Source organism: Mesorhizobium sp. M0563 (assembly GCF_040321065.1).
GTDB lineage: Bacteria > Pseudomonadota > Alphaproteobacteria > Rhizobiales > Rhizobiaceae > Mesorhizobium.
Genome location: NZ_JAMYQV010000004.1, coordinates 175,554 through 196,078, shown reverse-complemented (window position 1 = coordinate 196,078; position 20,525 = coordinate 175,554). Strand labels below are relative to the sequence as shown.

At 62.7% G+C, this 20,525-nt stretch carries 18 protein-coding genes; 6 read left to right on the top strand and 12 right to left on the bottom strand.

Features of this window, described 5'->3' with window-relative positions:
- Positions 1–3: 3 nt before the first annotated feature.
- The 6 genes from eutA to ehuR all read right to left on the bottom strand — a co-directional run bounded on the left by eutA (position 4) and on the right by ehuR (position 5,508).
- Positions 4–777, bottom strand: a complete 774-nt coding sequence (gene eutA, locus NKI50_RS08180) for an ectoine utilization protein EutA (RefSeq protein ID WP_352639437.1) — start codon at positions 775–777, stop codon at positions 4–6.
- Positions 774–1,433 (bottom strand): ectoine/hydroxyectoine ABC transporter permease subunit EhuD, encoded by a 660-nt coding sequence (ehuD, locus tag NKI50_RS08175; protein WP_023720653.1) that lies wholly within the window; start codon positions 1,431–1,433, stop codon positions 774–776. The genes eutA and ehuD overlap by 4 nt, the downstream gene beginning before the upstream one ends.
- Before the next feature lie 16 nt (positions 1,434–1,449).
- Positions 1,450–2,109: an ectoine/hydroxyectoine ABC transporter permease subunit EhuC gene (gene ehuC, locus NKI50_RS08170; RefSeq protein ID WP_023720654.1), complete on the bottom strand. Its 660-nt coding sequence runs from the start codon at positions 2,107–2,109 to the stop codon at positions 1,450–1,452.
- A gap of 188 nt (positions 2,110–2,297) precedes the next feature.
- Entirely contained in the window at positions 2,298–3,149 is an 852-nt protein-coding gene (gene ehuB / locus NKI50_RS08165) for an ectoine/hydroxyectoine ABC transporter substrate-binding protein EhuB (protein ID WP_352484026.1), read from the bottom strand.
- 65 nt (positions 3,150–3,214) lie between these two features.
- Positions 3,215–4,000, bottom strand: coding sequence for an ectoine/hydroxyectoine ABC transporter ATP-binding protein EhuA (gene ehuA, locus NKI50_RS08160; protein ID WP_352524912.1), 786 nt, complete (start codon positions 3,998–4,000; stop codon positions 3,215–3,217).
- Positions 4,001–4,122: 122 nt separating this feature from the next.
- Positions 4,123–5,508 carry a MocR-like ectoine utilization transcription factor EhuR gene (ehuR, locus tag NKI50_RS08155; protein WP_023720657.1) on the bottom strand — a complete coding sequence of 462 codons (1,386 nt, stop codon included), beginning with the start codon at positions 5,506–5,508 and terminating at the stop codon, positions 4,123–4,125.
- 82 nt (positions 5,509–5,590) lie between these two features.
- On the opposite strand from ehuR, the gene NKI50_RS08150 reads away from it, so the two are divergent.
- The 4 genes from NKI50_RS08150 (at position 5,591) to NKI50_RS08135 (ending at position 10,251) form a co-directional block, all read left to right on the top strand.
- Positions 5,591–6,082: an Lrp/AsnC family transcriptional regulator gene (locus NKI50_RS08150; protein WP_352548887.1), complete on the top strand. Its 492-nt coding sequence runs from the start codon at positions 5,591–5,593 to the stop codon at positions 6,080–6,082.
- Between the two features lie 127 nt (positions 6,083–6,209).
- On the top strand, positions 6,210–7,703 hold the full coding sequence (locus NKI50_RS08145; protein WP_352639433.1) for an NAD-dependent succinate-semialdehyde dehydrogenase: 1,494 nt from the start codon (positions 6,210–6,212) through the stop codon (positions 7,701–7,703).
- A 35-nt stretch (positions 7,704–7,738) separates the two neighbouring features.
- On the top strand, positions 7,739–9,118 hold the full coding sequence (locus tag NKI50_RS08140) for an aspartate aminotransferase family protein (RefSeq protein WP_352494465.1): 1,380 nt from the start codon (positions 7,739–7,741) through the stop codon (positions 9,116–9,118).
- Between the two features lie 32 nt (positions 9,119–9,150).
- Positions 9,151–10,251 (top strand): alcohol dehydrogenase family protein, encoded by a 1,101-nt coding sequence (locus NKI50_RS08135; RefSeq protein ID WP_352639432.1) that lies wholly within the window; start codon positions 9,151–9,153, stop codon positions 10,249–10,251.
- A gap of 5 nt (positions 10,252–10,256) precedes the next feature.
- Here NKI50_RS08135 and NKI50_RS08130 read toward each other — a convergent pair whose 3' ends face one another.
- Positions 10,257–11,633, bottom strand: a complete 1,377-nt coding sequence (locus NKI50_RS08130) for an aspartate aminotransferase family protein (protein ID WP_352639431.1) — start codon at positions 11,631–11,633, stop codon at positions 10,257–10,259.
- 167 nt (positions 11,634–11,800) lie between these two features.
- Here NKI50_RS08130 and NKI50_RS08125 point away from each other — a divergent pair, with 167 nt between their 5' ends.
- Both NKI50_RS08125 and ftsZ read left to right on the top strand, forming a co-directional pair.
- On the top strand, positions 11,801–12,919 hold the full coding sequence (locus NKI50_RS08125; protein ID WP_352716152.1) for an NAD(P)/FAD-dependent oxidoreductase: 1,119 nt from the start codon (positions 11,801–11,803) through the stop codon (positions 12,917–12,919).
- Between the two features lie 210 nt (positions 12,920–13,129).
- Positions 13,130–14,137, top strand: a complete 1,008-nt coding sequence (gene ftsZ, locus NKI50_RS08120; protein ID WP_023720665.1) for a cell division protein FtsZ — start codon at positions 13,130–13,132, stop codon at positions 14,135–14,137.
- Between the two features lie 44 nt (positions 14,138–14,181).
- Here the strand turns inward: ftsZ and NKI50_RS08115 are convergent, their stop codons facing one another.
- The 5 genes from NKI50_RS08115 to NKI50_RS08095 all read right to left on the bottom strand — a co-directional run bounded on the left by NKI50_RS08115 (position 14,182) and on the right by NKI50_RS08095 (position 20,520).
- Positions 14,182–15,132: a phosphotransferase family protein gene (locus NKI50_RS08115; RefSeq protein WP_352716149.1), complete on the bottom strand. Its 951-nt coding sequence runs from the start codon at positions 15,130–15,132 to the stop codon at positions 14,182–14,184.
- Positions 15,133–15,423: 291 nt separating this feature from the next.
- Entirely contained in the window at positions 15,424–17,565 is a 2,142-nt protein-coding gene (locus NKI50_RS08110; protein ID WP_352639428.1) for a beta-galactosidase, read from the bottom strand.
- A gap of 18 nt (positions 17,566–17,583) precedes the next feature.
- The gene (locus tag NKI50_RS08105; RefSeq protein ID WP_352716146.1) at positions 17,584–18,723 is read right to left on the bottom strand and encodes an ABC transporter ATP-binding protein; all 1,140 of its coding nucleotides are present in this window, start codon (positions 18,721–18,723) and stop codon (positions 17,584–17,586) included.
- A 61-nt stretch (positions 18,724–18,784) separates the two neighbouring features.
- Positions 18,785–19,636 (bottom strand): carbohydrate ABC transporter permease, encoded by an 852-nt coding sequence (locus tag NKI50_RS08100; protein ID WP_352484037.1) that lies wholly within the window; start codon positions 19,634–19,636, stop codon positions 18,785–18,787.
- Positions 19,636–20,520: a carbohydrate ABC transporter permease gene (locus tag NKI50_RS08095; protein WP_023720671.1), complete on the bottom strand. Its 885-nt coding sequence runs from the start codon at positions 20,518–20,520 to the stop codon at positions 19,636–19,638. The genes NKI50_RS08100 and NKI50_RS08095 overlap by 1 nt, the downstream gene beginning before the upstream one ends.
- Positions 20,521–20,525 lie beyond the last annotated feature (5 nt).

Genomic DNA, 20,525 nt, shown 5'->3' with positions numbered 1-20,525 from the left:
CAATCAGTTCAACGGCAGCGTCATCAGGCGGCCGAATTCGGGGCGTGGCTCGTCGTCGCCGCAAAGCCGCAGGCAATTCCAGGCTGTCGCCTGGTTGCTGGTGACGACGGGACGGCCGATGGCTTCTTCCATACCGACAACTGCCAGCGCCGACCGCAGCGCCGTGCAGGACACGAACAGCGCGTCGGCCTGCGGGGCCGTCGCCTCGCGGGCCAGATCGACCAAGGATTTCGGCGCAATCCGCGCCATCTCGCGGTCATCCTCGAAGCCGAGGCAAGTGAAGCTGGCGATCTCGAAACCGTGTGCCGCGAAATAGGCCGCCATTGGCCGGCTCGTCTCGACCGTATAGGGGGTGAGGATGCTGATTGTCCTGGCGCCCAGCGCCTTCAGGCCGCGCACTCCGGCCATCGGCGGCGTCACCACCGGCGCGCCGGGTTTCGCGGCCTTCAGCGCCGCCTCGATTTCGGCATCGCCGATCACGACGGAGGCCGAGGTGCAGGAATAGCAGATCGCATCGAGCGGTTCGTCAGGAAGGATCAGGGCCGCGCCCGCCGTCAGTGACGGCTGCATCTTGCGCAAATTCTCCGGCGTCGTCGGGTTGGCGTAGGGAATACGCGCGACATAGACGCCGATACGATCGCTTGCCACCATGCGGTGAAAATCCGGTTCGCTCGTATGGTCGGTGGCAAGGATAATCAGGCCGACCCGCTTTTCCAGCGGACGTGCATCGAGCGCTGGACGGGCCGAGCGCAGGCGGATATCGGGTGCAGCGCTCATCGTTCGATCCGCCCATAACGGTGTTCCAGCCAGCGCAGCAGCACCACCGAGAACAGGCTGATGGCGAGGAAGAAGGCGCCGACCAAGGTGATCGGTTCGATATACCGATAATAGGTATTGGCGACGCTCTTGGCCTGGTTCATCAGTTCCAGCACGGTGATCGCCGACAGCAGCGGCGTCTCTTTGAACATGGCGATGAAATAATTGGCAAGCGCCGGGATCATCGGCGGGATCGCCTGCGGCATGATGATGTGCGTCCAGGTCTGCGTGGCGTTCAGATTGCAGGCCTTGGCCGCTTCCCATTGGCCGCGCGGCACATTATCGATGCCGGCGCGGTAGACCTCGGCTGTGTAGGTGCCGTAATGCAGCCCGAGACCGATGACGCCCGCCACCAGCGGCGGCAACAGGACGCCGAAATCCGGCAGCACGTAGAAGATGAAATAGAGCTGCACCAATAGCGGCGTGCCGCGGATGAACTCGGCAAGGAAGCCGATCGTGCGCGACAGAGCCCTGTTCGGCGAACGGCGCGCCAACGCGATGCCCAGCCCAACGATGGCCGCCAGCACCGAGCCGAGCAGCGTCGCCAGGATGGTGATCTTCACCCCCTGGATCAGCGTCGGCAGGATCTGCCGGACAAAATCCCAATCCCATTCCATTACAGAGCCCGATCCATCAGACGCGCACCCCGTCGAGGCCGCGCGCCATGCGGCGTTCCAGCGACCGCACGCCCCATGAGATGAGTAGCGCCAGCACGAAATAGATGACGAGAATGGTGCTGAACGGCACCAGCGTGTTGCCGGTCTGCGAGCGCACCACCTGCGCCTGGAAGGTCAGGTCGGCAAGCGAGATCAGCGAGACGACGGCGGTGGCCTTGAGCAATTCAATGGCGTTGTTGCCGAAGGTCGGCAGCATCACCAGCAGTGCCTGTGGCAGGATGATATGGCGCATGGCTTGCCAGCGGCCGAGATTGAGCGCGGTGCAGGCCTCGTATTGTTCGCGGCCGATCGACTTGATGGCGCCGCGCACCACTTCCGCCGCATAGGCCCCGACATTCAGGCCCAGCGCCAGCACGCCGGCCTGCAGCGGCGTCAGCGAGATGCCGGCGAAAGGCAGCACGAAATAGGCCCAGAACAGCTGCACGAAGATCGAGGTGCCGCGGAAGAACTCGATATAGGCGGTGGCCAGCGCGCGTAGCACAAAAAACCGCGACAGCCGCCCCAGCCCGGCAAGAAAGGCCATGATCAAGGCCAGCACCGACCCCATCAGCGTCAGCTCGATGGTGACAAGCGCTCCTTGCAAAATCAGGCCGAAATAGCCGGACCATTGGGTCATTGGTCGAAAGGGCTCCGCATTGAATATTTGGCGAGGCGATCACTTCAGCGTCCTTCTCCCCGTTCACGGGGAGAAGATGCCGGCAGGCAGATGAGGGGCAGAGCCAATCTGTCAAAAGCTGGGCGTCGCCCCTCATCCGGCCCTTCGGGCCACCTTCTCCCCGTCAACGGGGAGAAGGAAGAACGCGCCTACTTCGCCGAGCAGAGCTTGTCGCGGCTCGTCGACATCGCCGCCGCCGCCGAGAAGCCGTAGGGTTCGATGATCTTGGCGAACTCGCCGGACTTCTTCAGTTTCGCCAGCTCGACATCATAGGCATCACGTAGCGCTTCGTCGCCCTTTTTGAAGGCCGCGCCATCGCAATAGACCGGCGCACCGACCACCGGCGCGATGACTTCGAGGTTCGGATCATTGGCTTTCTTGACCAGGTCGTTGATCGACAGCACTGGCAGTGAATAGGCATCGATGCGGCCGTCCTGCAGCATCTTCAGGCCGCTCTGGCCGTCCGGCACGACGATGACGCGCTCGCGCGGCACACCTGCGGTGAGCGCCAGCTTTTCCTCTGTGCCGCCACCGGGTGCGCCGATCGTCGCGCTGGTGTCCTTGGCGACGTCCTCGTAGCTCTTGAAGCCCTTCGGGTTGCCCTTCTTCACCAGCATCGCCTCGGCGTCGCACAGCACCGGTTCCGAATAGGCGACCGCAGCACAACGTTCCGGCTTCATGAACAGGCCGGCGGTGACGACGTCGAAACGGCCGGCCTGCAAGCCGGGGATCATGGCACCATATTCCGAGATAGAGGCGACGATGTCGTTGACGCCAAGGCGTTTGAAGATTTCACGGGCAACGTCAGGCGCCGCACCCGAGACCTTGCCGTCGGCGGCGACCGCCGTATAGGGCGGCTCGTTGGCGATGGCGACGCGGGCAAAGCCTTGCGCCTTGAGCTCTTCGAGCTTGCTGTCATCGGCCGAGCCGGTCGTCGAGGCGGCCAGCACCGCCGTCAGCGCAATACCGGCGACGCCGGCCAAAATGGCAAATTTCTTCATTGTTCCCAACTCCTTGTTTGTCTGTCTTCTTGGCTTGCTTGAGGCGTCGCCGCCTCGCATGGCAGTCAGACCCGATGTCCGGCCGCAATGATCTTCTTCAGGAAACCTTGCGTACGCTCCTGTTTGGGATGGCGGAAAATCTCGTCGGGCTTGCCTTCCTCGACTATTCTGCCGCGATCGAAGAACAGCACCCGGTCGGCGAAGTCATGGGCGAAACCCATCTCGTGGGTGACCAGCAGCATGGTCATGTCGGTCTCGGCGGCGAGCTTGCGCATGACGTTGAGCACCTCGTCGACGAGTTCCGGGTCGAGCGCCGAGGTGACCTCGTCGAACAGCATGATCTTCGGCGACAGCGCCAGCGCCCGGGCAATCGCGACGCGCTGCTTCTGTCCGCCGGAAAGCTGCGCCGGCATCGCTTTGGCCTTGTCGACCATGCCGACCATGTCGAGCAGCTCCATCGCCCGCTTTTCGGCGGCGGCCCGCGGCATGCCTTTGGTCAGCATCGGTGCCAGCGTCACATTGTCGATGACGCATTTGTGCGGAAACAGATTGAACAGTTGGAAGACCATGCCGATCTTCTGGCGCATCTTTGCCAAATGCCGTTCATCCGCCGTCAGCAGCCGGCCGTTACGCTCCATGTGGTACAGCTGCTCGCCGTCGACCTGAATATGGCCGCTGTCGATACGCTCTAGCGTCATCAGTATGCGCAGGATCGTCGTTTTTCCCGAACCCGACGGGCCGATCAGCGCCAGCTTCTCGCCGGGCATGACCTGCATCGAGAGGCCATCCAGCACCTTGAAGGTGCCGAAGCTTTTCGAAATGCCGTCGATCTTGATGATGGGCGCCGACAATGAATTTCCCGTGATGGAGAAGCTGTGCCTTTAACGATGCGGATCGCGGCAAATCATGTCAATCAAGAAAATAATATCATGACGATATTTCGGACTCCGCACAATTCCCCGCCAATTGTTGCCTAGATCGCAAGCAGGAGATGCTCGGGATCGCCGAGCAGAAGCTTGGTGACAACGCCGAGACCGGCACGCAGTTCCCCCTCCGTGGTCGAGCCCAGCGAAATCCGCACGGCTGGATGCCAAGGCATCTGCGAAATGCGAAACGACGTGCCGGGCGCGATCGCCACGCCCTGCAGGCGGGCCTGGGAAACAAAGCCTTCCTCGCCGCGATCATCGGGCAGTTGCAGCCAGACATGCAGCCCGTCGCGATGAGCCCGATAGTCCACTCCGGCGAGCGCCTCGGCGGCGATGTCCAGACGCCGCCGCAAAGCCATCCGCTGCCATCGAACGAGTTCCATCGCGGTGCCGTCGGTCACCCATTTGGTGGCGATCTCGGCCACCAGCGGCGTCGCCATCCAGTTCGAGACGAGGTGGCGGTTGGCAACCGCGGCGACATAACGATCGGGTGCCGCGAGATAGCCGATGCGCAGGCCCGGCACCACGATCTTGGTGAAGGAGGTGACGTAGAGCGTGCGCTCGGGTGCAAACGCCGCGACCGGCGGCGGCCGGTCCTCGACCAGCGGGCCGAGGACGTCGTTTTCGATAATGGCGATGTCATGCCTGCGCGCAACGGCGGCAATCTGTTCGCGCCGGGCGGCGTCCATCAGCGTCGCCGTAGGGTTGATCACCGAGGGCTGCACGAACACCGCGCGGATGTCCGACAGCCGGCAGGCCTCGTCCAGCGCTTCCGGGATCAGCCCATTGTCGTCGATCGGCAAACCCTCGAGGTTGAAACCGAGATAACGCGCCAGCGGGATCAGTGTGTGATGGCCGATCGCCTCGGTGGCGACGGTCGAACCGGGCGGCGCCACGCTCATCAGCGCCACTGTCATCCCTGCGGTGGCGCCGTTGGTCAGGCTGATGTTCTGCGGCGACGCGTCGAGGCCGCAGAAGCGTAGCCACTCGACACCCACCGCGCGGTGGCGCGGGAACACCATGTTCGGCCTGAACGACAGCGCCGAGCTCGACGGCAGGTTTTCGGCGAGCCAGCCCAGCGCCTGCTTCAGCCGCTCCAGATGCATCGGTTCGCAGACCGGCTTCAGGATAGAGAGGTCGATGACCTCACCCAGCCGCTCCGGCAAATAGGGCGGCTCCGGCTCGCGGCGCTGCGTCTGCACGAAGCTGCCGCGGCCGACCTCGCCGGACACCAGCCCGCGGCGGATCAGTTCCTCATAGGCGCGGCTGACCGTCTGCACGGAAAGTTTGAGATCGTCGGCCAGCTGCCGGTGCGTCGGCAACCGGGCGCCATTGGCCAGGCGCCCGTCGTGGATGGCGCGCGCGAACTGGTCGGCGAGCGATTGATAGGCCGGCCGCCGGATAAGAGCGGGATCTGGACGCCAAAATGTCATGACTTATTAGAGATCGAAATCAGTGCAATTGACAATCGAAATAATGCGCCGTCATGGTGTCCGGCACTGGAAGTGGACGATCATGGCTGCAGCGAAACTCGATCCGATCGACCTGAAAATCCTCGAGGCCATCCAGCGCGACGGCCGCATCACCAAGCTGGCGCTGGCCGAGAAGGTCGGCCTGTCGCCGACGCCGTGCTGGATGCGGCTGCGCAAGCTGGAAAAGGCCGGCATCGTCTCCGGCTATCACGCCAGGATCGCCATGCGTGCCATCGCGCCGGTCGCCACCGTGCTGATGGAGGTGACGCTGGCCAGCCACCGCCAGGCCGATTTCGACCGTTTCGAGCGCGTCATCCGCGACATCCCCGAGATCGTCGCCTGCTGGTCTGTCGGTGGCGGCGTCGATTACCTGCTGAAGGTGATGGCGCGCGACATCGACGCCTATCAGCGGCTGGTTGACACTCTGCTCGAACGCGAGATCGGCATAGACCGCTATTTCACCTACATCGTCACCAAGACGGTGAAGGAGGAGAGTGTGCTGCCAGTGGCCGATCTGCTGCCCGCATCTTCCTGATACAGGAGAGATCGTCTGCCCGGGCGATGCAATAGAGACAACCCCTCTACGTGCAGGCACCGAAACAGCCTCTCTGTTTGCGCGGCAGAGATAGTCTTGCGGCGTCACCCGAACCGGGAGCCCGATGATGTCCGCACATTTTGCCCGCTCGCAGCGCCATGAAGCGCTTGATCGCCTCGCCGACCGACGGCTGCTGCGTGAACTCGCCTATGTCGATGGCCACTGGACGGCAAGCGAGACCGCGGAGAGTTTCGAGGTGACCGATCCGGCCACCGGATCCACCGTCGCTTTCGTTGCCGCGCTCGATGCCCGGCAGACGACGTCGGCGATCGATGCGGCATCGCGCGCCTTTCCCGCCTGGCGCGCATTGCTGCCGCAGGAACGTTCGAAAATCTTGCGCAAATGGTTCGATCTGATCGTCGCCGCCAAAAATGATCTGGCGCTGCTGATGACGCTAGAACAAGGCAAGCCGCTGAAGGAATCGCTCGGCGAGATAGACTACGCCGCCTCTTTTGTCGAATGGTATGCCGAGGAGACCAAACGCCTCAACGCCGAAAGCGTCACCAGTCATCTGCCGGGCGCGGAGATGATGGTGCGGCGCGAGCCGCTCGGCGTCGTCGGCGTGGTCACGCCGTGGAATTTTCCAGCGGCCATGCTGACCCGCAAGGCGGCTGCCGCTCTTGCCGCCGGCTGTACCATCGCCGCGCACCCTTCCTCGGAAACGCCGCTGTCCGCACTGGCGCTGGCCGAGCTTGGCGAACGTGCCGGCCTGCCGGCTGGCGTGTTCAACGTCCTCACCGGCAAGGCTTCGACCATCGTTGGGCGGATGTGCGAAGACCCGCGCGTTCGCGCCATGAGCTTCACCGGCTCGACCGAGGTCGGCAGGTTGATCGCCGCGCAGAGTGCGCCGACGATGAAGCGTCTGGTGATGGAACTCGGCGGTCATGCGCCGCTGATCGTCTTCGCCGACGCCGATCTCGACAAGGCTGTGGCCATCGCGGTCGACGCCAAATTCGCCACCTCCGGCCAGGACTGCCTCGCCGCCAACCGCATCTATGTCCAGCGTCCGCTATACGATCGGTTCTGCGCTGCTTTCGCCAAACGCGTCCAGGCATTGCGGGCCGGCAATGGCCTGGCTGACGACACCGAAATCGGACCCTTGATGCATGAACGCGCCGTCAAGAAGGTCGAGGAGCAGGTCGCCGATGCGCTGGCCAAAGGCGCGCGCTGCCTGACCGGCGGCAAGCGCCATCCGGCCGGGCCGCTGTTTTACCAGCCGACCGTGCTTGCCGACGTTGGAGACGACGCTTTGATCATGCGCGAGGAGACCTTCGGTCCGGTTGCGGCAGTGACGCCTTTCGACAGCGAGGACGAGGTCATCGCCCGCGCCAACGCCACCGAATACGGCCTGGTTGCCTATGTCGTGACTGAGAATGGCGGCAGGCAATTGCGCATGGGTCGCACGCTCGACTATGGCATGGTCGCCATCAACCGGGTCAAGATCACCGGCGCGCCGGTCCCGTTCGGCGGCGTCAAGCAGTCCGGCATCGGCCGCGAGGGCTCGCGTCACGGGCTCGAAGCCTTTACCGATCTCAAATATCTCTGCCTCGACGTTGCGTGAGCCGCGCCCGACACATTTTTCTCAGGAGTAAAAAAATGCTCGACCAGTCAAACGAACTCGCCGCCTGGGATCGCGATCACTTCTTCCATCCCTCGACCCATATGGGCACCCATGCGCGTGGCGAGAGCCCGACGCGTGTGATTGCCGGTGGCGAAGGCGTCACCATCTGGGACAATACCGGTAAGAAGAGCATCGACGCCTTCGCCGGGCTCTACTGCGTCAATGTCGGCTATGGCCGCCAGAAGATCGCCGACGCAATCGCCGCACAGGCCAAGAACCTCGCCTATTACCATGCCTATGTCGGCCACGGCACCGAGGCATCGATCACGCTTTCCAAGATGATCATCGACCGCGCGCCGCAAGGCATGTCGAGGGTCTATTTCGGGCTCTCCGGTTCCGACGCCAACGAAACCAACATCAAGCTGATCTGGTACTACAACAACGTGCTCGGCCGGCCCGAGAAGAAGAAGATCATCTCGCGCTGGCGCGGTTATCACGGCTCCGGCATCATGACCGGATCGCTGACCGGCCTCGACCTTTTCCACAACGCCTTCGACCTGCCGCGTGCGCCGGTCCTGCACACCGAGGCGCCCTACTATTTCCGCCGCGCCGACCGCTCGCTGAGCGAGGAGCAGTTTTCGCAATACTGCGCCGACAAGCTCGAGGAGATGATCCTGGCCGAAGGGCCGGAAACGGTCGCCGCCTTCATCGGCGAGCCGATCCTCGGCACCGGCGGCATCGTGCCGCCGCCGGCCGGCTACTGGGAGAAGATCCAGGCGGTGCTGAAGAAGTACGACGTGCTGCTGGTTGCCGACGAGGTCGTCACCGGCTTCGGCCGGCTGGGCACCATGTTCGGCTCCGACCATTACGGCATCAAGCCCGACCTGATTACCATCGCCAAAGGCCTGACCTCGGCCTATGCGCCGCTCTCCGGAGTCATCGTCTCCGACAAGGTCTGGCAGGTGCTGGTGCAGGGTTCCGACAAGCTCGGCTCGCTCGGCCATGGCTGGACCTATTCGGCGCATCCGATCTGCGTCGCCGCCGGCGTCGCCAACCTGGAACTGATCGACGAGATGGACCTGGTACGGAACGCCGGCGAGACCGGCGCCTATTTCCGCGCCGAGCTGACGAAAGCCGTCGGTGGCCACAAAAACGTCGGCGAGGTGCGCGGCGACGGCATGCTGGCGGCAATCGAGTTCGTCGCCGACAAGAACGATCGCGTGTTCTTCGATGCCTCGCAGAAGATCGGTCCGCAGATCGCGACCGCGCTTGCGGCAAGCGGCGTCATCGGCCGCGCCATGCCGCAGGGCGACATTCTCGGTTTTGCGCCGCCGCTCTGCCTGACGCGGGAAGAGGCAGACATCGTCGTCTCCAAGACGGCCGATGCGGTGAAGAGCGTGTTTGCCAACATCTGAAGAACCGACATGCCAACATCTGAAGAACCGACATGAATGCCATGACCAAGACCATCCCCGCCACCATGGCCGCCGTGCAGTTGATCGGGCACGGCGGACCGGAAAAGCTCATCTACCGCACCGACGTCAAAGTACCCTCGCCCGCCCCGGGTGAGGTGCTGGTCAAGGTCACCGCTTGCGGTATGAACAACACCGATGTCTGGGTGCGACAGGGCGCGTATGGCACTGAGGAGGATGCCGCCGCTGTGTCGACCTGGCGTCGACAGGGCAATACGCTGACCTTCCCGCGCATCCAGGGCACCGACACGGTCGGCAACATCGTTGCCGTCGGCGACGGCGTGTCGCGGGCCCGCATCGGCGAGCGGGTGATGGTCGATTTCTCTATCTACAATCGCGACGACGATTCATTGGCCGACATCGACTATATGGGCCATGGCCGCGACGGCGGCTATGCCGAATACCAGACAGTGCCTGCCGAGAACGCCCATGTCGTCGACACTGATCTTAGCGATGTCGAGCTCGCCACTTTCTGCTGCGCCTATCTCACCGGCGAGCAGATGCTGGAACGCGCCGCGTTGAAAGCCGGCGAGCGTGTGCTGGTCACCGGCGCCTCGGGCGGCGTCGGCTCCGGCATCGTGCAGCTGGCGCGGGCGCGCGGCGCCATTCCCTATGCAATTGCCGGCAAGGGCAAGGAACAGGCCGTGCGTGACATCGGCGCCGAGGCGGTGATCACCCGTGGCGTTGCCGATCTGCCGGCCGCCGTCAGCGCGGCGACCGGGGGCCAGCCGATCGACGTCGTCGCCGATCTGGTCGGCGGCGCGATCTTCAACGACCTCCTGCGCATCTTGAGGCCGGAAGGCCGCTACACCACGGCTGGTGCAATTGCCGGCCCCGTCGTGCAGCTAGATCTGCGCACCATGTATCTGAAACAGCTGCAACTGCATGGCTCGAGCCAGGGCACACGGGCGGATTTCCGCCGCATCGTGCGCTACATCGAGGAGAAGAAGATCCGGCCGCTGGTCGGCGGCGTCTACAAGCTGTCCGATTTCCATCGCGCCCAAGCCGATTTCATCGCCAAGGATTTCGTTGGCAAGCTGGTCGTCGTGCCGGATGCGGTCGGCATCGCTAAATAGCGCAATCAGCTTGGCGATCGGACCTGCTTGACGGCAGCCTCGAGCGATCCTTCAAACGCGTCGATCACCTGGTCGACCTGCGGCTCGGTGATGATCAGCGGCGGGCAGAAAGCCAGCGCATCGCCCATATTGCGCGAGATGACGCCGTTCTGCTGCATGAAGCCGTTGACGAGCCCGCCCAGTTCACCGGTCTTCCCCCACGGCGCCTTGTTCGCCTTGTCGCCGACCAGTTCGACCGCCGCGATCAGGCCGATGCCGCGCACCTCGCCGACAAGCGGGTGCGAAGCGAGCGTGCGCAGCCGCTTCTGCATATGCGCGCCGACCGCACGCGCATTGCCGACAAGGTCGCGCTCCTCGATCAGCTTCAGGTTCTCGAGCGCGACCGCTGCCGCAACAGGATGGCCGCCGCCGGTGAAGCCATGGCCGAAGGTGCCGATACGATTGCTTTCGTCGGCAATCGGCTGGAATACCTTGTCGTTGATCAGCAAGGCCGAGATCGGCAGATAGGACGAAGAGATCTGCTTCGACAGCACCATGATGTCGGGCCTGATGCCGAAGGTCTGCGAGCCGAACATCTCACCTGTCCTGCCGAAGCCGCAGATCACCTCGTCGGCGACCAGCAGGATGTCGTATCTCGACAGCACCGCCTGGATCTTTTCCCAGTAGCCGGAAGGCGGAACAATGACGCCGCCAGCACCCATGATCGGTTCGCCGAAGAAGGCGGCGATGGTTTCCGGTCCTTCGGCCAGGATCAGCTTTTCCAGCTCGTCGGCGAGCCGGCTCGAAAACTGCTCTTCGCTCTCACCCGGCATCGCCTCACGCCAATGGTGCGGTGTCGAGGTATGCAGCACATTGGCGATCGGCAGATCGAACGAGATGTGGTTGTTGGGCAGTCCGGTCAGGCTCGCCGAGGCAATGGTGACGCCGTGATAGCCCTTCTTGCGGCTGATGATCTTCTTGCGCGCCGGCTGGCCGAGCGCATTCGACCGGTACCAGATCATCTTCATGGCCGTATCGTTGGCCTCGGAGCCGGAATTGGTGAAATACGCCTTGCTCATCGGCACCGGCGCCATCTGCACCAGTCTCTCGGCGAGATCGATCAGCGGCGAATGCGATTTGGAGCCGAAGTCGTGATAGTAAGGCAGCTTCGACATTTGCCGTACCGCCGCATCGACCAGCCGCCTCTCCGAAAAACCGACCGCGACGCTCCAAAGCCCGGCCATCGCCTCGATATAGCGGTTGCCGGCGAGGTCCTCGACATAGATGCCGTCGCCCTTCTCGATGACGAGCGGCCCTGCCTCCTGATGCTTGCGGGCGTTGGTGTAGCCATGCATGTGATAGCTTATGTCGCGGGCTTCGGGCGAATTCGGTCGTGCGTCCATGACGGCTCCTGTGCTGCACGCAGAAACAGTTCCGCCGCCGGTCCGGCTCGGCAGGTCCCCGTGCATTATGCGGTTTGATGCATCTTTCTCGAACGATATAGTGTCAAGCGCTTTCGACAGGGCCAGCGGATGGATGGACGCATGCAGAACTTCGGCTTGACCTGATCGTGGACCAAATCGACTGCATTGTCGCCGGCGCCGGCGTCGTTGGCCTGGCGATCGCGCGAGAGATGGCGAAGCGCGGCATCGACACGCTGGTGCTGGAAGCCGAGAGCGCCATCGGCACCGGAACAAGTGCGCGCAATTCCGAGGTCATCCACGCCGGCCTCCACTATCCACTTGGATCGCTGAAAGCCCGGTTCTGCGTGGCGGGCCGGGAAAAGCTCTATCGCTACTGCGACGAGTGTGCGATCCCGCATTTGCGCTGCGGCAAGCTCATCGTCGCCACAAATGCCGAACAGGAGCCGGTGCTCGCCTCGATCCGGGCCAATGCGCGCGCTTGCGGCGCCGGCGACCTGGCGCCCTTGAGCGAAGCCGAGGCACATGCGCTGGAACCCAGCCTCAAGTGCACGGCGGCGCTGCTGTCGCCGGCCACCGGGATCGTCGACAGCCATGCCCTGATGCTTGCCTTGCTGGCTGATGCCGAGGAGCACGGGGCGGCACTCAGCCTCAACACCCGCGTCGCCGCCGGCCGCATCGAAGCGGGCCGCGTCGTGCTCGACACGGTGGACGCTACCGGCGGCGAGCGCTTCGAGACCGCTACCACACGCTTCGTCAATGCGGCCGGGCTTAGCGCCGCAGCGCTTGCCCGCTCGCTTGAAGGGCTAGATCAGCAGTTCGTGCCAAAGCTCCATTACGCCAAAGGCAATTATTTTTCGGTGGCCGGCCGGGCGCCCTTCTCGCGGCTGATCTATCCAGTACCCGAACCAGGCGGACTCGGTGTTCATCTGACGCTCGATCTCGACGGCGTCACCCGCTTCGGGCCGGACGTCGAATGGACTGATCAACTCGACTATCGCGTCGATCCAGCTCGTGGCGAGCGCTTCTACAGCGAGATCCGCAAATACTGGCCGAACCTGGCCGATGGCAGCCTGCAGCCCGCCTATAGCGGCATCCGGCCAAAACTGTCCAGTCCCGGTGAGGCCAATGCCGACTTCGTCATCCAGGACGTGGCGGTGCATGGCGTGGACAGCCTGCTCAACCTGTTCGGCATCGAAAGCCCCGGCCTGACCTCCTGCCTGGCGATTGCCGATCATGTCGCGCAGCGCCTCGCGCCGAAGTTGTAGCGTGCGGCGCCCGCGCCACGATCTGAGGCGCATTGCGTGAACTTTCAGGCGCAAGTCGCCTAAGAGGCACATCGCGCACTTGCAGCCCGCTCCGCGCTCTGATTCCCTGCATTCTGGGCTGTTCTGATTCGCACTGCCCGGTTCAAAGTTTTCGCAGTGCGCCCGGGACAAGCTTCCAGCGACCACTCGGCGTATCCAGGGAGAACGGCAATGAACACCGCGACGAGGCCGGTAATCTCGGAGATGAGGCCTAAGATCACCGTCGTCGGGGTCGGCGGCGGCGGCGGCAACGCCGTCAACAACATGATCGCCGAAGGCCTGCAGGGCGCGGAATTCATCGTCGCCAACACCGATGCCCAGGCCCTTGCCATGTCGAAGGCAACGAGGCTGATCCAGTTGGGCGCTCATATCACCGAAGGTCTGGGCGCCGGGTCCCTGCCCGAGGTCGGCCGTGCCGCGGCCGTGGAATCCATCGACGAGATCATGGATCACCTTGCTGGAACGCATATGTGCTTCGTGACCGCCGGCATGGGAGGTGGAACCGGAACAGGTGCCGCGCCTGTTATAGCGCAGGCAGCGCGGGCAGCTGGAATACTGACCGTCGCCGTCGTCACCAAGCCATTCGTCTTCGAAGGCAGGCGCCGCATGCACGCTGCCGATGACGGCATCGAGCGCCTGCGCGAAAGCGCCGATACCGTCATCGTCATCCCCAACCAGAACCTGTTCAGGATCGCCGACGCCAGAACCACGTTCGCCGACGCATTCGCCATGGCCGACCGGGTTCTCTATGCAGGTGTCGGCTGCATCACCGATCTGATCGTCAAGGAAGGGCTGATCAATCTCGACTTCGCCGATGTGAAGTCGGTGATGCGCGACATGGGTCGCGCCATGATGGGAACCGGCGAGGCCGCCGGAGAAGGCCGTGCCAAGAAGGCGGCGGAAGCGGCAATCGCCAACCCGCTGCTCGACGAAGCTTCGATGATGGGCGCCAAGGGCGTCCTTGTCTCGATATCGGGCGGCATGGACATGACGCTGTTCGAGGTCGATGAAGCGGCTACCCGCATCCGCGAGGAGGTCGACAACGATGCCGACATCATCGTCGGCGCCATCTTCGACAAGGCACTCGCCGGAAAATTCAGGGTGTCGGTCGTCGCGACCGGCTTGCGGCGTGGCCTGGAGATTCCACTGCTGGCGGAACCGGAAGTTCGAATGAACTGAACGCGTATCGCGTGCGGCTCGCTCAGCTGATTGCCAGCCTCTCCTCACCAGGGCCGCGTGCCATCGATGACTTCCATGGCGCGTGCAGCAAAACGGCCGGCCAGCGGCGACACGTCGGCCGCATCGGCCGCAACCGCGCTGCCGGCCATCACGCGGTCGGCGATGCCGACGAAAATCACGGCAAAGCGGAACATGGCAAACACCAGATGGAAGTGCTGCAGCGGCGCCGTCAGCACTGCGTAGGCAAAGTAATGATCGAGGAATTCGCGCTGTGTCGGAATGCCGAGCGCTGCCTGATCGAGGCCGAGGATGCCGCCATATTCGTCAGGCGAGGAATGCCAGGGCATCGAGCAGAAGCCGAGATCGGCAAGCGGATGGCCAAGGGTCGATAACTCCCAGTCGAGTATGCCGATCACTTCGGGCCGCTCGGGATGGAAGATGAGGTTGCCGAAACGGAAGTCGCCATGCGCGATCGAGACGTGGCCGTCATCTGGCGGAAGATGTCGCGGCAGCCATTCGGCGACGGCTTCGAGCGCGGTGATGCGCTCGCTCGGCGATTCCCGCAACTGTCTGGTCCAGCGCGCGATCTGTCGTTCAAAATAGTTCCCGGGACGGCCATAATCGCCGAGCCCGACCTCTTCCGGCCGGACTGCGTGCAGTTTTGCCAGCGCCTCGGCCATGCCAAAATAGATGCCGCGCCGCTCGTCCGGCGCCAGTCCCGGCAACGAGCCATCGTGGAACACCCGGCCGTCGAGCCGCTGCATCAGGTAGAATGGCGTGCCGAGCGGCTCGTCGCCGTCGTGAAAGAGCACCGGCCGCGGCACCGGCACCTCTGTCGCCGCTAGCGCTTCGATCACCCTGTATTCGCGATCGACGGCATGAGCGCCGCGCAGGATCGGTCCCGGAGGTTTCTTGCGCAGCACCATGCGGCGGCCGCCGTAGTCGACGAAATAGGTCGGGTTGGATTGGCCGCCGACGATCCGCTCAAGCGACATCTGGCCATCGCCAAAATGCGCTCTCAGAAAATCCTCTGGCAGCCGCGGCCGGAACGGACGAACCGAGCAACAGCCAGGACACGATTCCAAGCGCCAGGGAGAAACGCAAATTCCGAGTAGTTTTCGGCATCTCGTCCACAGAATTTCTCCTCCTCTGTCAACAGTCTACCAAATCTCCCAGTAGAACATTACCAAAAAATCAACGCTCTCACCATTTTCGATATTCTGTGGACTGGAAACTGACCTCCCTCTTCTTCTATCTTGAACCTGCTGGCGGCATATCGTATCGCATCAGATCAATTCGATGATAGCACAGCCATAGCCGTCCAGGGTCAGCACTCCGGAGACAGGCCTTTTGCCGTCGAGCAGGTTGCTGCCGGCGGGAACGCCGGTTACCGCAACCGGCGTGTCCTTGATGTTTTGCATGAACAGAAGCTGGCGTTCATCATTCTCGCGCATCGTCACCTCGACGCCGTCCGGCAGATCCGGAACCAGAGGCTCCACGTTCGCGTCGGCGAAAGTGCGGGTTGCGAGCTGAGCCGTCAGTTCCGGAGTCAGGTAGGTGCCGACATAGAGCACACGGCCCTTGCCGACGGCGCGGGAAGTGATTGCAGGCGCTCCCACCGCGTAGCGGTTCGACCAAACCCCGATAATTTCGACTTCCGGTTCGACTGCGAGGTTCTCATAGAAATAACCGGCATCGAACTCGTGGTTGCCGAAGGTATAACGACGGATGCGGCGGCTGGATTCGGCCGGTCTGTCGGGAGGAATGACGAGCCCGCCGGAGCGCGACATGGTGTTGAACAGGCCATTAGCCCCAGGTGCCGCCAGCCGCCCGAAATCCTCGACGCGAACACCGGTCAGCTTCGACAGCGACCGGCCCGGCGCTGTCTCGCGGATGACGTGGTTGTTTTCGTCGCGGGTTCCCGTGCGCGCGCCGATGATGATGATACCGCCATTTTCGGCAAAGACTTGCAGCCGCTCGGTCCAGTTGTCCTTCCAGATCACCCAATGCGGCACGTAGAACACCTTGAGCTTCGATAGATCGTCTTCCGGGTGGATGAAGCCGCAGGCGATGCCGCGGTCATAGCAATACTGATGCAGCAAGGTTGCGTCGTCCTGCGGGCTCGGCAAGCCGATCGGGAAGGTTTTGTGGGCTTCCTGATTGTCGAAGTCCGAGCCGGCGATGCCGACATCCATCCGCACATGGGTGCCTAGGATCTTGTCTTTAAGCGCCGTCATCTCGGTGGCGAACTGCCTCGCTTCGTCGTAGCGGCGGCGAGCGACATCATCGTGATCGATGATGCCCATCCAGTATATCTCGGCGCCGAAATGCGCGGGACGCCAGCGGAAGAACATGATGCCATCGGCGCCACGCGCAACGGACGACATCGCCATGCGTCGCATTTCGCCCGGCTCCGGCGTCAGCGTGCAGAAGCCCGGCTGGGCGCCAAAACCTGACTGTTGTTCCGGCACTATGTAGTTGCCGGAAAATCCCCTGCAGATGTCGAGATGCAGTGCCTGGATCTTGGCGTGGTTGCCGAGGCGAAAGAACTCGTCATAGAGGAACGGGTAGATATCGTAGCCGACAAAGTCGAGATCGGTGGAGAACTGGCCTCGAAAATCGATATCGCGCAATCCGCCGAGATTGTGGAAGATGAACCAACCGGCATTCGTGGCTCTCAGGATCTCGACCTGGTCGTGCTGGAACCGTGCTGTCGAAAACGCGAGAAAACGGTGGTAGTCCTGGAGGTGACCGGGACCGGGAAAGGACGGGGAAAAATCCAGCGGGAAGACAATTTCGCTGAAATCGCCGTAAGCCGTCGCCCAGAAATCGCCACCCCAGGCGAAGTTCAGCCTGTCTATCGTCTTGTAGGTTTCCTGGAGATAAGCCTGGAATTCCTTCAATGCCGACGGCGAATAGGATTCCGGCATGCTGGTGTTGAGTTCGTTGTCGGTCTGCCAGCCTATGACATTTGCATTGTCGCGGTAGTGGTCCGCCATCGCCCTGGTAATCTTGCGGCTATAGTCGCGAAACACCGGGCTGCTGGTGTCGGCATACTGGCGCGAGCCGTGGCCCATCGACCGGCCATTTCCATCAAGCCGCAGGATTTCCGGATGCTTTGCGGTCAGCCAGCGCGGCGGGGTGGCGGTCGGCGTGCACAGGATCGTGTTGACGCCGCGACGCGCGAGGCCCTCGATTGCCCGGTCGAACAGGTCGAAATCGAAGGTGCCTTCACGCGGTTCGAAAATGTGCCAGGCGAATTCGCCGAGGCGGGCGACGTTGAAGCCGGCCTCGGCCATGCGCCTGGCGTCATTGTCCCAGTAACTCTCGTCCACATGCTCGGGGTAATGCGGCGCGCCGACCAGAAAGCGGTCGGTCTGGATCGTCCGCCAGACCGACAGGGCGCGGCCGTTTGAAGTCTTGTTCACGAAGGATACTCCTGCAGGTCAGTCGGTGATGGTGGGTTTACGGGCACTGATGGTCCGCTCATCGACAGAGGAAAAGAGATAGACGTCACGCGGCTCGACCTTTAAGCCGACGGTCGCGTCGGCAGAGACAGCGCTCGCATGGCCGATCTGGACGGTGACGTTGCCGCTGCCGCTTTCAGAACTGACGCATTGCAGCGGGCCGGCGTCGGCATAGAGGATGGTCTCGCGGCCGAGATGCTCGACCAGCCGCACCCGTCCTGCAAAACTCGCTGTCCCTTCCGCGGCCAGGCTGATGCTCTCCGGCCGAATCCCCATTGTCACCCTATCGCCGACCTGTACGGATGCCGCTTCCGTCAGTTCGACAGCCAAAGGAGAAAGACCGGCGGTCGACAGCGTGGCGGCGCCGCCGGAGACAGCGGCGACGGTCACTTCGAAAAAATTCATTCGGGGTGCGCCGAGGAAGCCCGCGACGAAGAGATTGGCCGGATTGCGGTAGAGTTCGAGCGGAGCGCCCACCTGCTCGACCGAGCCGCGATTGAGCACGACGATACGGCTCGCCATTGTCATCGCCTCGGTCTGGTCGTGCGTGACATAGACCATGGTGGCGCCGAGCCTGGCGTGCAGATCGGAAAGCTCGACGCGCATCTGCGTGCGCAGCGCTGCGTCAAGGTTGGATAGCGGTTCGTCGAACAGGAACACGTCGGGCGAGCGGGTTATGGCACGGCCAATCGCCACACGCTGACGCTGGCCGCCGGAAAGCTGTTTCGGCCGCTTGTCGAGCTGGTCGGTAATGCGAAGGATCTTGGCGGCTCGCAGCACGGCGGCATCGATCTCGGCCTTGGGGCGATGCGCCATGCGCAGGCCGAAACCCATGTTCTCGGCGACGGTCATATGCGGGTAAAGCGCATAAGACTGAAAAACCATGGCAATGCCGCGCTCACCCGGCTCGGTGGTGGTGACATCACGGTTGTTGATGAGAATTTCACCGGTCGAAACGGTTTCAAGCCCGGCAATGATCTTCAACAGCGTTGACTTGCCACAACCGGACGGCCCGACGGTGACAATGAACTCGCCGTGTTCGACGCTGAGATCAATGCCGCGCAGTGCATGATAGGTGCCATAATTCTTTTGTATCTGCCGGAGTTCAAGACTGGTCATGGAGCCCTGCTTGCAAAATCAGTTTCGAATCGGATGGGCGACGCCTTGAAGCCATGGTCGTTCATCCCTTGACCGCTCCCATGGTGAGGCCGGTGATGAAGTGCTTCTGCATAAGGAAGAACATGGCGACTGGTGGCAAAGCCACGACGATGGTTCCAGCCGAGATCAAGTTCCAGGCCGAGACCCATTCGCCGCGCAGATTGGCAAGGCCGGCGGTGACCGGTTTTACGGTATCGCTGATGGTGAGCACGACCGCCCAGAAATAATCGTTCCAGATGAAGGTGAAGAGCAGGATGGCAAGCGCCGCGAGAGCCGGCCGTACCAGTGGGACGACGACGTGTACCAATGTCTGAAACGGTGTCGCGCCCTCGGCCCTGGCTGCCTGAAACAGTTCTCCCGGCAAGGCGGCGATGAAGTTGCGCATGAACAGTGTTGCAAACCCGGTCTGGAAGGCGATGTGGAAGATGATCAGGGCCGACATCGTGTCGTAGAGGTTGAGCCGCACCATGAGATCGCGGACGGGGATCATCATGATCTGGTGCGGCAGGAAGTTTCCGCCGACGAACAGGGCGAAGACGAGCATGTTGCCGCGAAATCGGTAACGGGCGAGCACGAACCCGGCGAGCGTGCTCAAGATGAGAACGCCGATCACCGAGGGGATGGTGATCGTCAGGCTGTTGAGGAAGTAGCGGGCCATCGGCGTCTGGGTGAAGACTGCCGTGTAGTTGTCGACCAGGCCGAATTGGGTCGGCCAGCCCCACAGATTGCCGCCCATGACATCCTGCGTAGAGCGGAACGAGGTAAGAATGATGGCAAAGAGCGGCGCCAGCCAGACAATCAGGATGCCGACCACCAGCACGACATAGAGGCGACGCTGCCAAATAGCAGTTTCGGGAATCGGGCGGGGAAACATCAGCCGCCCCTTTCATCGGCGCGGATCATCCGCGTCAGGTACCAGGCGATGAAGACCGCCATGATCACGAACAGCACCGAGGCAATGGCCGCGCCATAGCCGAAGCGGTAGGAAAAGATGGACTGCTCGAACATCTGATAGGCAAGCACCTCGGACGAACCGAAGGGGCCGCCGCTGGTCATCACCGAGACCATGTCGAAGGAACGCAGTGCGCCGACGACGGTGACAGCGATGGCGATAAAGGTGACCTGTGTCAGTTGCGGCAACACGATGTGGCGCAGCATGTTCCAGCCCCTGGCGCCGTCGACCCGCCCGGCGCCGATCAGGTCCTCGCTGAGATTGTTGAGGCCGGCGAGATAGAGCACCATGCAGAAGGCGATCTGCGGCCACAACGCTGCGATCACGACGGCGAAGGTGACGAAGTTTTCATCCGACAGCACTGCCGGGGCGGTCGCGCCGAAGGTGCGGAAGATCAGGGCGAGAAGTCCGAATTCCGGCGTATAGACCCAGGTGAAGACAACGCCGACGGCAACCGAAGCCAGCACCAGCGGAATGAAGAACAGCGACTTGAGCAGGCGCATGCCGCGGATTTTCTGGCTGACGAGCAGCGCGATGGCGAGGCCGAGCGGCGGCGCCAGCATGAACATCACCAGCCAGATCAGATTGTTCTTCAGCGAAACATAGAACTGCGGGTCGGCGAACAATTCGCGGTAGTTGCCAAGGCCGATCCAGACCATCGGGCTGAAGCCGTCCCATTCGTGCAGGCTGATCCATAGGCTCTCGACCGCAGAGGCCAGAATGACGACGGAAAACAGCACAGCAGCGGGCAGGATCAGAAGTGTCGGTGTCAGCCACCAGCGATGGCGGCGCCAAAGCTTCGTCATTTTGG

Coding starts and splice junctions, on each gene's coding strand:
- eutA (WP_352639437.1), bottom strand. CDS start 777: ATGAGCGCTGCACCCGATATCCGCCTGCGCTCGGCCCGTCCAGCGCTC.
- ehuD (WP_023720653.1), bottom strand. CDS start 1,433: ATGGAATGGGATTGGGATTTTGTCCGGCAGATCCTGCCGACGCTGATC.
- ehuC (WP_023720654.1), bottom strand. CDS start 2,109: ATGACCCAATGGTCCGGCTATTTCGGCCTGATTTTGCAAGGAGCGCTT.
- ehuB (WP_352484026.1), bottom strand. CDS start 3,149: ATGAAGAAATTTGCCATTTTGGCCGGCGTCGCCGGTATTGCGCTGACG.
- ehuR (WP_023720657.1), bottom strand. CDS start 5,508: ATGACATTTTGGCGTCCAGATCCCGCTCTTATCCGGCGGCCGGCCTAT.
- NKI50_RS08150 (WP_352548887.1), top strand. CDS start 5,591: ATGGCTGCAGCGAAACTCGATCCGATCGACCTGAAAATCCTCGAGGCC.
- NKI50_RS08145 (WP_352639433.1), top strand. CDS start 6,210: ATGTCCGCACATTTTGCCCGCTCGCAGCGCCATGAAGCGCTTGATCGC.
- NKI50_RS08140 (WP_352494465.1), top strand. CDS start 7,739: ATGCTCGACCAGTCAAACGAACTCGCCGCCTGGGATCGCGATCACTTC.
- NKI50_RS08135 (WP_352639432.1), top strand. CDS start 9,151: ATGAATGCCATGACCAAGACCATCCCCGCCACCATGGCCGCCGTGCAG.
- NKI50_RS08130 (WP_352639431.1), bottom strand. CDS start 11,633: ATGGACGCACGACCGAATTCGCCCGAAGCCCGCGACATAAGCTATCAC.
- ftsZ (WP_023720665.1), top strand. CDS start 13,130: ATGAACACCGCGACGAGGCCGGTAATCTCGGAGATGAGGCCTAAGATC.
- NKI50_RS08115 (WP_352716149.1), bottom strand. CDS start 15,132: ATGTCGCTTGAGCGGATCGTCGGCGGCCAATCCAACCCGACCTATTTC.
- NKI50_RS08105 (WP_352716146.1), bottom strand. CDS start 18,723: ATGACCAGTCTTGAACTCCGGCAGATACAAAAGAATTATGGCACCTAT.
- NKI50_RS08100 (WP_352484037.1), bottom strand. CDS start 19,636: ATGTTTCCCCGCCCGATTCCCGAAACTGCTATTTGGCAGCGTCGCCTC.
- NKI50_RS08095 (WP_023720671.1), bottom strand. CDS start 20,520: ATGACGAAGCTTTGGCGCCGCCATCGCTGGTGGCTGACACCGACACTT.